Here is a 9,751-nt window from a genome sequence, read left to right on the forward strand (position 1 = left end):
CGTTTGATGAAACGCACAGCGCTTAAGGGAATGCGGCCCCTTGATGGTTCAGAGAATAACGTGATGGATGACGCTCTTTTCGCAACCTTGCCGGATCTTCTGCCGGGGCATGTCTGGCTTGCCGGGTCAGGGCCGGGTGATCCGGGCCTGATGACGCTTCTGGCGCTTAAAGGGTTGCGTCAGGCCGATGTCGTTGTCCATGATGCGTTGGTTGATACTGGCTGCCTTGCCTATGCCCGTTCTGATGCGCTGATCGAACATGCAGGCAAGCGTGGCGGCAAGCCCTCGCCGAAGCAGCGTGACATTTCGCTGCGGCTGGTGGAACTGGCAAAGGCCGGAAAACGGGTGCTGCGGCTCAAAGGAGGCGATCCCTTTGTTTTCGGGCGTGGCGGTGAAGAAGCGCTGACACTGGTCGAACACGCTATTCCGTTTCGCATTGTGCCGGGTATTTCCGCAGGTATTGGCGGTTTGGCTTATGCCGGTATTCCAGTGACCCATCGTGAGATCAATCATGCCGTGACCTTTCTTACCGGTCATGATTCTTCCGGCTCCGTACCGGATCGTATCGATTGGGCCGCCATCGCCAAAGGGTCTCCGGTGATCGTCCTCTATATGGCAATGAAGCATATTGGTCATATCGCGAGGCAATTGCTGGCTGCCGGAAGAGCTGCCGATGAGCCGCTGGCCTTTGTCTGCCATGCTGCAACCGCTCGTCAGCAGGTGGTGGAAACGACCCTTGGTGAGGCAGAGGCGGCGATGATTGAGGCAAGGCTTGAGCCGCCCGCCATGATCGTGATCGGCGCTGTGGTCGGGTTGCGGCCTTCACTTGACTGGCTGGGCGCGCTTGCAGGGCGAAATTTGCTGCCGGACCCTTTTGCCGCTGATCAGGAAAGGGGTAAGCCATGAGCGGTTTGATGATTGCCGCGCCTGCATCCGGTTCCGGTAAGACCACGGTGACCCTGGGCCTGTTGCGGGCGTTAAAGCACCGGGGCGTGGCGCTTGCACCCGGCAAGGCGGGGCCGGATTATATCGATCCGGCCTTCCATACGGCCGCCTGCGGCGAGAGCTGTCTCAACTTCGACCCCTGGGCCATGCGTGACGAACTTCTGCTGGCCAATGCCGCGCTGCATGTCCGCGGCGGCAAAATCCTGATTGTTGAGGCGATGATGGGGCTGCATGACGGTGCTGCCGATGGATGCGGCACGCCCGCTGATCTGGCAGCTCTTTTGGGCCTGTCGGTCGTGCTGGTGGTGGATTGCGCAAGGATGTCCCATTCGGTGGCGGCGCTGGTCAAAGGCTATGCCGATTTTCGTGCCGATCTCGTCGTGGCAGGCGTGATTTTAAACCGGGTTGGCAGTGCCCGCCATGAGGCCATGCTGCGGCAGGCGCTGGAGCGCATAGCCATGCCGGTGCTGGGGGGCGTGCCTGCCTGTGAGGCGTTAAAACTGCCCGAGCGGCATCTGGGGCTGGTGCAGGCGACAGAGCATGACGATCTGGAGGGTTTCATCGAAAGAGCAGCCCGGATCATGGAAGCGAACTGCGATCTCGACCGGTTGCTGATGGCGAGCCGGCAAAGCCCGATGCCTGTCTCGGATGCCAATATCGTCCGCCTGCCACCGCTTGGGCAAAAGGTTGCGGTGGCGAAGGATGCCGCCTTTGCCTTTTCCTATCCGCATATGCTGCTGAGCTGGCGGCGGCGCGGTGCTGAAATCTCTTTCTTTTCACCGCTTGATGATGAAGCGCCGCCTGAGGATGCCGATGCCATCTATCTGCCGGGCGGCTATCCCGAGCTTCATGCCGGGCGTCTTGTCGCGGCTGAGAGATTTCGCACAGCCATGCAGACTGCAGCCCAAAAAGGGACCGTCATTTATGGCGAATGCGGTGGCTATATGGTGCTTGGCGACAGCCTGACAGATGCGGCGAACACGACCCATCCGATGCTGGGGCTTTTGCCGGTTCAAACCAGCTTTGCCATGCGTCAGCGCCATCTCGGCTATCGGCGCCTCACGCCGCTGACACGGGATATTTTTACCCGCCCGATGACGGCGCATGAGTTTCATTATTCGACACTGGTTTTTGAGGGTGAGGCTGAGCGCCTGTTTGAGGCGGAAGATGCGCTTGGCCAGCCGCTTGGTCCGGTCGGTTTGAAGCGCGGGCGGGTGGCTGGTTCCTATATGCATCTGATCGATCTTGCCGGGGAGGCGGGGGCATGAAAGAACCGATCCGGCATGGCGGCGGTCTGGCTGCCGCGGCGGCCCGTTATGGCGGCGCCATCGAGGACTGGCTCGATCTGTCGACGGGCATCAATCCCTGTCCGCCTGCACTTGCGGAGATTGCGCCGCGGGTCTGGCATCGGCTACCGGATCAGGAACTTGAGGCCGCTGCCCGGCAGGCGGCGCAGGCGTTTTACGGATCCGGCCCGATTTTGCCGCTGGCCGTTCCGGGTACGCAGGCGGCTATCCAGCTTCTGCCGCGACTTGTTAGGCAAGAGGCGCGCGTGGCAATCCTCAGCCCCACCTATGGTGAATATGGCCGGGTGCTGGCGCTGGCCGGGCGGGCGGTGGATGCCGTTGAAACGATCGATGCGATCGGTTCGGAACATAAGCTTGCCATTGTCGTCAATCCCAACAATCCGACGGGGCGGATCATCGCGTCGTCTGTCCTTCAGGATCTGGCGAGCAAGATGCAGGTGCAGGGCGGCTTTCTGGTGGTGGATGAAGCCTTTGCTGACCTCACGCCAGAGCTGTCCGTGGCCGGGGAGGTTTTTCGTCATCCCGGATTGATCGTGTTCCGATCTTTTGGAAAATTCTTTGGTTATGCAGGCTTAAGGCTTGGTTTTGTTATAGCGCATGAGGATGTGCTGGCGATGTTTGCCGAAGGGCTTGGCCCCTGGGCCGTCTCCGGTCCGGCCCTGTCTTTGGCGGTGTCACTGTTTGCCTCTGACCGTATGGCGTTGCAGGCGACAATCGAGCACCGTCAGAAGGCACTGATGACCGTTCTTGATCGAGCCGGTCTCCAGGTTGCTGGTGGGACGCCCCTTTTTGCGCTGGTGGAGGATGAGAATGCCCAATCCTTGCATGAACATCTGGCGCGGGAGCGGATATTGACCCGCATTTTCGATTATGCACCGGATTGGATGCGTATCGGCCTGCCGCCCAATGCCGAGGCGGATTTACGGCTTGCAGCATCTCTTTCCCGATGGCGGTCGAGATGAGCGATTATTCCTTTGCTCTGCTGTTTCTGGCGCTGCTGCTGGATCGTGTTGTCGGCGATCCGCCTTGGCTCTGGCGGCATGTGCCACATCCGGTAGTAATATTCGGCAAAGGGATCGCTCTGTTCGACCGGTTGCTGAATCGTCCGGTCTTTGCCGATGGCTTGCGCCGCAGTCTCGGTCTTGTGTCGATCCTGCTGCTGTTGATTATCAGTATTGTGGTTGGTCATGCTCTGCACTGTCTGTTTGCCGCGAGCGGCGTTCTCGGCCTTGGGCTGGAGATCGTGGTGGCGTCTGTGCTGCTGGCTGAGAAAAGCCTGCTCGATCATGTGCGTGCCGTTGCGGACGGGTTAAAGCAGGGAGGGCTTGGCGAGGGGCGCAAGGCCGTTTCCATGATTGTCGGGCGTGATCCTGCCGTTCTCGATGAGGCTGGCGTGGTACGGGCGGCGCTTGAAAGCCTTGCTGAAAACTTTGCCGATGGTGTGGTGGCACCAGCGTTCTGGTATGGGCTTTTCGGTCTACCGGGTCTGTTTGCCTATAAAATGCTGAACACAGCTGATTCGATGATCGGGCATAAATCGGACAAATACCGTTCTTTCGGCTGGGCGGCGGCCAGGCTGGACGATTTTGCCAATTGGCCGGCAGCCCGTCTCTCCGGCCTGCTGATCGTGCTTGCGGGGGGGCTTCTTCAAGGGTGTAATGTGGCAAGACGCGGTTTTTCCGTGATGATGCGCGACCACGGTCTGCATCGCTCGCCCAATTCCGGCTGGCCGGAGGCAGCCGCCGCCGGTGTGCTCGACGTGGCGCTGGCTGGGCCGAGGCTTTATGCGGGCGAGCGGGTTTCAGAGCCGATGATGAATGCGGCGGGTCGCCGCGACATAAACGGGCAGGCGATCATGGCGGGCCTGCGGCTGATCGATTCGGCCTGGATTATGCTTGTGGTGATATCTGTAATTTGCGCAGCAATATCGATGTGATGCGGCGCAATGAAAGCAAAAATTGACTTTTACGTCAAAGTTACATCATACTCTGGTCGGGACAAAAAACGGATATCGGAGCATTGAACAAGCATTATAGCATCACGGAGCTCACCCGCGAATTTGGAATTTCCACGCGGACGTTGAGATTTTATGAGGATGAAGGTCTCATCCACCCGGAACGGCGTGGACGCACGCGCCTTTATCGCCATGCAGACCGGCACCTGATCAAGGAAATCCTGAGGGCACGGCGCATCGGTTTCACAGTGGCGGAAATTCGGGAAATCATTCAGGTCTACAAGGAGCCGCCGGGGGAAATCGGCCAGTTGAAACTGATGATGAAACGCATCGATGAAAAGCGCGAGGATTTGCGGCAAAAACGCAAGGATATCGATGAAACACTTGCCGAACTGGATCTGGCCGAAGATGCTTGTCTCAATCGTATGGTGGAAATCGGCGTTGGCTCCTGAAAAGTTTTGAGTTGGCCTTGTTGGAGCTTGGTTCTAAAGCATGTCGTGTTTCATTGTCTGCAAGGAAACGATAACGTCCATCCGGCACATCAAAGACTTAAATCACGTTGCATGAGGCTGATAAGCCGCAACGTGCTTTAATGCGTGATTCCTTAAATCGGTTGAGGTTTAAGGAGAAAATGATGCAGAAAACTTAAAGTGCTACAGCGTCCTTTGTGTATTTTATAAAAGGCAGGGCGCTGCAGCAAGATTAATGTCTGTTGTTCGACTGCAAATCTGGAAAAACACCAGTGTTGTGGATTTGAAATACATCTTCGTGAGCAGATATGTCGAGCATGTGTTTCAAATCCTTGATGTAATAATCGATCTCTTTGTTTCTACGGTGTAATTCCTTAAGCTCACATTCGGTTTTATGAGACAGTGATGCCGTAGGGCACGGTTACAGCCAGCGGCGGGTGCGCTGGCAGTATCGTTCGAAATCGACGCCGAAGCGGACGAGAAGATGCATTTCCTCGCAGCGAATCGCAATCAGCGTTGTCAGTGCGGCAGCCACCGGGGCTGCAATGATGAGCCAGCCATTGCCGCTGAGCAGCCCTGCCGCCATCATCAGCAATGTATAGCCGAGATAGATCGGATTGCGGCTATAGCGGTATGGCCCGTCTGTGACCAGCCGGAGAGCTGAACGACGCGGGCTGAGCGTTGTGTCATAGACCAAGAGGGTACGGATAGCCCAGAGGCTCAGGCTCAGGCCGATTGCGGCCGTCAGGGCACCGCCCATCATCACGACAAGGCTCTGGTTGTCGAAAAGGCGGGCAGGCGTGATGTAAATATGCAGACACAAGGCACAAACACAGGCGCCGAAATAAAGAAGCGGCGGCCAAGGATATTTCAGCGGCTTCAAACGATAGGCGTTCATGTGACAGACCCTTTATTGGCTGGCAATCGTGCATTCCCGTGCCAGTTTCAGGACCCTTGTATCCTGCGACGCTATGATGGTGCCAGACTGGAGTGGTGCAAGCAGATTACCCTGTTGCAGGCGGTCGAGCGTACAGCTGCAAAAGCGTGTGCAGAAAGGGGCCGTGCTGCCGCCTGCGACACAGGATTGCTGGCAGCTGCGATTATAATCTGCAACTCTATCGGGCGGTGGTGGTGGCAGGATCAGACTGGCCAGATAGACAGTGCCGATCAGAAGCGGTTGATGCGCCAGATAAAAGACGAGACTATGGCGGCCAGCCATTCTCAGCAGGGATGGACCTTGTCTCAGACCGGCCAACTTTTCCATCAGATGATAGCGCAGGCAGAGCCTGGCAACGATGATACCCGTCAAAACCGGGGCAAACCAGGGAAAAAGCGGAACATAATCGTCTGACACCGGCAGGGTCTGGGACAGGCCAACCCACCACAACGCCGGTGTATCGAAAAAGCTGGAACTGACATGAAACGGCAACACCAGAGAAACAATTGCAACAATCGCCGTCAGGGCGAGCGGCAGTCTGAGGAAGGGAAGGGCAAGAAGGCTGAACAGAGCAATGGCGTGCAAGATGCCGAAGAAAATCCATCCCTTGCCCATGACGAAATACGTGGCGACGGAGACTGCCAAGGCAGCAAGGACAATCTGTGCAAGCCTCTTGCCGAAAGCCGGCCGGTTTACGCCTTTGCGATGCGCCAGAACCAGGCTGAACCCGACCAGAAACAGAAAACTGGAGGCGATGCAGCGGGCATAAATGCGCCAGGGGCCGGAAATGGCCGTATCCGGATCGATATAGCCGAAAAAGGATAAGTCCCAGGTGAAATGGTAGGAGGCCATGGCCAGCAGGGCCAAACCTCGGAGACTGTCCAGAATGCCTATGCGTGGCAGTTTGTCGAGCCTGGACGCCATTACTGTATGATCTGCCACGATATCAACCTATACGCTACCGCATCACGTTTAAATGCCAATCGATCGACTACATAATTCCTTAAATCGGGTGAGATTTAAGGAGAAAATTATGCCGCAAATTTAAGGTGCTACAGAGTCCTTTGTGCGTTTGATAAAACGCAACCGCGCTGTAAAGCGTCATGCCGCGTATGACCTTGAGCTGTCTCACGCCAGCATCCAGTGCTTTATCTTATTCAGGATGCTGTAACACATTCAATGTGCTTCGTTTTTCCAATCATGAATCAAGGAGATGGATTGCACCTTGTTTCAACATCTACAGCAAGTGGTGCAAAATTGTGAAGCGGTTTATCCATCAGCAGAAAAGAGTGTTGAAAGTCCATTTGGGCTGCTGAACCGCATGTGATTGGCACTCGAGACACCGCTTTTTATCCTTGCATCAAGGCTCAATCCGCTCATCAATTTCAAGTTTAGCAACTGAATTTACTAAGTTTTATCGATATTTGCTCATTATGGATTAAACCCTACGTTTTATCAATGCAGTATTGGTTGAAGTGTTGGTGGCCGTTTGGTCTGTTGCGATTGCGGACTGTAACTTTTGTAAAAAGGCTTTACCTTGTTGCTGGCGAGGTGCTGAGAGGTATCAATTTGTTTTCAGGATTAGCAAAACAAACCGATATGACAGCGCTTGCCGCAGAGAAAATTCGGGCAAAAGTCGCTCTGAGCGCCCGTAAATTTATTTTTCTCGATGGGCTTAGTGCGCTGCTTGCCATTGTTGCCCTGATGGTTCTCCTTGAGCGCAATGATGTAGCCTTTGGCTGTTGGCTGGTTGCTGCTCTGGCTGTTACCGTGTTGCGCTATACGATTTCACGGACCTTCCTGTATTACGCCTACGATAGTCGATATCCCCGTGTCGTGCTGCGGTTTATGGTGGCGGTGTATGGGGTGCATGGCGCTCTCTGGGCCATGCTGCCAACGATTGTCGTTCCCATCGATTTGCTACAGAGTGGCGCAGCGGTTCTTGTGCTCATGGGTGGCTTGATTGGTACGGTGCTTTGCCGCCAGACGGGAGCGAGTGCCATTGCTCTTGCCTTCGCGATGCCGATTATTCTGGCGCTGATTTATCAATTTGCCTGCCATGGAGGCTTTATCGGTATCGTTAGCGCAATCAATATGGGATTGATCGGTCTGGTGATGGCCCTTGTCAATATCCGCTCCGACCGCCGATTCGTTGAAGGCGAAATGGCCAAATTGCGCTTGGAAAGCTATGCTCAAACACTGGCCAGCGTGAATGAAGACATTCGACACAAAAACATTCGGCTGGAAGCTCTGGCCAATGGGGATTCCGTTACGGGACTGAAAAACCGGCTTTACTTTACCGGTCAACTGAATGGTGCGCTGGCTGCTGCACGGGTTTCAAGCCAGTCCGTGGCATTGCTCTTGATTGACGTTGATCGATTCCAGACCGTAAACACCATTTTCGGCCAGCGTGGAGGTGATCATTATCTGGCGGTTTTTGGTCAGCGTATCCAGTCGGCTGCGGGCAGTTATGTGACCACGGCAAGGATCAGTGGCGATACTTTTGCAGTGCTTATTCGCCACGACAAGGCAAAAGAACAGGCCATTTCACTGGCCTGTCGGCTGTTGGACGAACAGGCCATGCCGGTTGTTGTGCATGGCACCAGCGTGCAGGTGAGCGCCAGCATCGGTCTTGCCTGTTTTCCCGATGATGCCGATGATGCTGACCGATTGATTGCAGCCGCCAATCTGGCCCTTGGTGAGGCAAAGACCCAGGGACGAAAACAGTTTCGTCAGTTTAATCCTGACCTGAAGCGCAAGGTTGACCGGCAACATGCCATCGAGCAGGATCTGCAGGCGGCGATTGATAACGGTACGATCGAAACCTGGTTCCAGCCGCAAATTCATCTGGAAACAGGTCGCATCGTCGGGTTTGAGGCATTGATTCGCTGGTTTCATCCCGAATTTGGATCTATTGCTCCACCGGATATCATCAATGCCGCCTATGCCATGCAGTTGTCTGAACGGCTGACCACTGGTATCGCTTGTCAGACAGCGCTTTTTCTGCAACGCCTGCAATCGCTGGACCTGCCGGAAGCGACGGTCGCAATCAATATTTCACCGCGAGAATTCGCCCTTTATGATGTCGCTCATATGTTGAATGAGGTGACGCTCACCTATGGCGTTGAACGACATCTGCTTGAGGTTGAAATTACCGAAGAGGCCATTCTCAATCCGGATATTGCCGGTCCTCAATTGGAGCGGCTTGATATGAGCGGATATAAGCTTGCTATTGACGACTTTGGCGTCGGTTATTCCTCGCTGGCCTATCTGATCGGCCTAAAGATTGCCCGACTTAAGATCGACCGCAGTTTTGTCACCGATGTTGTCGCATCCGATGCCAACAAGGCGCTGATTGTGGCGCTGGTGGGGCTTGGTAAAACTCTTGGGATTGAGATCGTGGTCGAGGGGGTCGAGGATACGCAACAGCTCTCCGTTTTGCAGCATATGGGCTGCGCGATTGGTCAGGGATTTTTCTTTGCCCGCCCCATGCCATCCGATCGTGTGCCCAACTGGCTTGAGCAATATCGTCAAACTCAGATGCCGACGAAACCGGTTCTTGGCAGGAAAAAACGCACTGCGCTTGCCGGATGATCGCAGCGCTATCACGTCGGTTTTAATGCGGTGACGTTTAAGAGCATTCCTATGAGAGAGGGGCGCTCTTGGGATGGAACACCCTTGCTGGTTGAGTTTTGACCTCATGCATAATGGCTTAAAGTGAAATCGATTTAGAGCATCGGGACGAAAATTGGAATGGGCACAATGCTCTCAGATTTTGTTTCCGCATCGGGTTTTTCCGAAAACCCGTTCCCACTTTTCGGCCGACGCTCTAGTCTGCCACATGTGAGCATTCTGAGTTGTCGTACTCGTCATCGCTGCAATAAAGCCGATAGAGAAACAGGATCATTTCCCGGGCCTTTCCATCGGCAATCGAATAATAGATCTTGCGACCGGATCGACGGCTTTCCACCAGATTGTCCATACGAAGGCGTGCAAGTTGCTGCGAAACAATGGCCTGCTGCAGTCCAAGAAATGTCTCCAGCTCGCCAACTGTCTGTTCACCATTCAACAATATGCACAGGATCATCAGCCGATGTTCATGAGATGTTGCCTTCAGTAGAAAGGCGGCATCCATCGA

General features: G+C 55.0%; 9 protein-coding genes. 6 read left to right on the forward strand and 3 right to left on the reverse strand.

All coding sequences use genetic code 11. From position 1 onward, the window contains the following. Positions 1 to 63: 63 nt before the first annotated feature. The 5 genes from cobA to NAC44_RS14805 all read left to right on the forward strand — a co-directional run bounded on the left by cobA (position 64) and on the right by NAC44_RS14805 (position 4,658). Entirely contained in the window at positions 64 to 906 is an 843-nt protein-coding gene (gene cobA / locus NAC44_RS14785; protein ID WP_250941971.1) for a uroporphyrinogen-III C-methyltransferase, read from the forward strand. Beyond that, on the forward strand, positions 903 to 2,213 hold the full coding sequence (locus NAC44_RS14790; RefSeq protein ID WP_250941973.1) for a cobyrinic acid a,c-diamide synthase CobB: 1,311 nt from the start codon (positions 903 to 905) through the stop codon (positions 2,211 to 2,213). The genes cobA and NAC44_RS14790 overlap by 4 nt, the downstream gene beginning before the upstream one ends. Beyond that, the gene (gene cobD, locus NAC44_RS14795) at positions 2,210 to 3,214 is read left to right on the forward strand and encodes a threonine-phosphate decarboxylase CobD (protein WP_250941975.1); all 1,005 of its coding nucleotides are present in this window, start codon (positions 2,210 to 2,212) and stop codon (positions 3,212 to 3,214) included. The genes NAC44_RS14790 and cobD overlap by 4 nt, the downstream gene beginning before the upstream one ends. Then, positions 3,211 to 4,188, forward strand: coding sequence for an adenosylcobinamide-phosphate synthase CbiB (gene cbiB / locus NAC44_RS14800; RefSeq protein ID WP_250941977.1), 978 nt, complete (start codon positions 3,211 to 3,213; stop codon positions 4,186 to 4,188). The genes cobD and cbiB overlap by 4 nt, the downstream gene beginning before the upstream one ends. Positions 4,189 to 4,271: 83 nt before the next feature. Continuing rightward, positions 4,272 to 4,658, forward strand: coding sequence for a MerR family transcriptional regulator (locus NAC44_RS14805; RefSeq protein ID WP_250941979.1), 387 nt, complete (start codon positions 4,272 to 4,274; stop codon positions 4,656 to 4,658). Between the two features lie 439 nt (positions 4,659 to 5,097). On the opposite strand, the gene NAC44_RS14810 is transcribed toward NAC44_RS14805, so the two are convergent. Beyond that, a complete protein-coding gene (locus NAC44_RS14810; RefSeq protein WP_250941981.1) occupies positions 5,098 to 5,574 on the reverse strand; it encodes a methyltransferase family protein in 477 nt (158 codons plus the stop codon). Between the two features lie 12 nt (positions 5,575 to 5,586). Further along, a complete protein-coding gene (locus NAC44_RS14815) occupies positions 5,587 to 6,555 on the reverse strand; it encodes an acetyltransferase domain-containing protein (RefSeq protein WP_250941983.1) in 969 nt (322 codons plus the stop codon). A gap of 516 nt (positions 6,556 to 7,071) precedes the next feature. Between NAC44_RS14815 and NAC44_RS14820 the strand changes: the two genes are divergently transcribed. Then, on the forward strand, positions 7,072 to 9,207 hold the full coding sequence (locus tag NAC44_RS14820) for a putative bifunctional diguanylate cyclase/phosphodiesterase (protein WP_250941985.1): 2,136 nt from the start codon (positions 7,072 to 7,074) through the stop codon (positions 9,205 to 9,207). A 235-nt stretch (positions 9,208 to 9,442) separates the two neighbouring features. Here NAC44_RS14820 and NAC44_RS14825 read toward each other — a convergent pair whose 3' ends face one another. Then, positions 9,443 to 9,748 carry an ArsR/SmtB family transcription factor gene (locus NAC44_RS14825; protein ID WP_250941987.1) on the reverse strand — a complete coding sequence of 102 codons (306 nt, stop codon included), beginning with the start codon at positions 9,746 to 9,748 and terminating at the stop codon, positions 9,443 to 9,445. Positions 9,749 to 9,751 lie beyond the last annotated feature (3 nt).

Source organism: Allorhizobium sonneratiae, from assembly GCF_023700755.1.
GTDB lineage: Bacteria > Pseudomonadota > Alphaproteobacteria > Rhizobiales > Rhizobiaceae > Allorhizobium > Allorhizobium sonneratiae.

Bases quoted from the DNA above. Each gene is read 5' to 3' on its own strand.
- cobD (WP_250941975.1), top strand. From the start codon at position 2,210: ATGAAAGAACCGATCCGGCATGGCGGCGGTCTGGCTGCCGCGGCGGCC.
- NAC44_RS14790 (WP_250941973.1), top strand. From the start codon at position 903: ATGAGCGGTTTGATGATTGCCGCGCCTGCATCCGGTTCCGGTAAGACC.
- NAC44_RS14810 (WP_250941981.1), bottom strand. From the start codon at position 5,574: ATGAACGCCTATCGTTTGAAGCCGCTGAAATATCCTTGGCCGCCGCTT.
- NAC44_RS14820 (WP_250941985.1), top strand. From the start codon at position 7,072: ATGCAGTATTGGTTGAAGTGTTGGTGGCCGTTTGGTCTGTTGCGATTG.
- cbiB (WP_250941977.1), top strand. From the start codon at position 3,211: ATGAGCGATTATTCCTTTGCTCTGCTGTTTCTGGCGCTGCTGCTGGAT.
- NAC44_RS14825 (WP_250941987.1), bottom strand. From the start codon at position 9,748: ATGGATGCCGCCTTTCTACTGAAGGCAACATCTCATGAACATCGGCTG.
- cobA (WP_250941971.1), top strand. From the start codon at position 64: ATGGATGACGCTCTTTTCGCAACCTTGCCGGATCTTCTGCCGGGGCAT.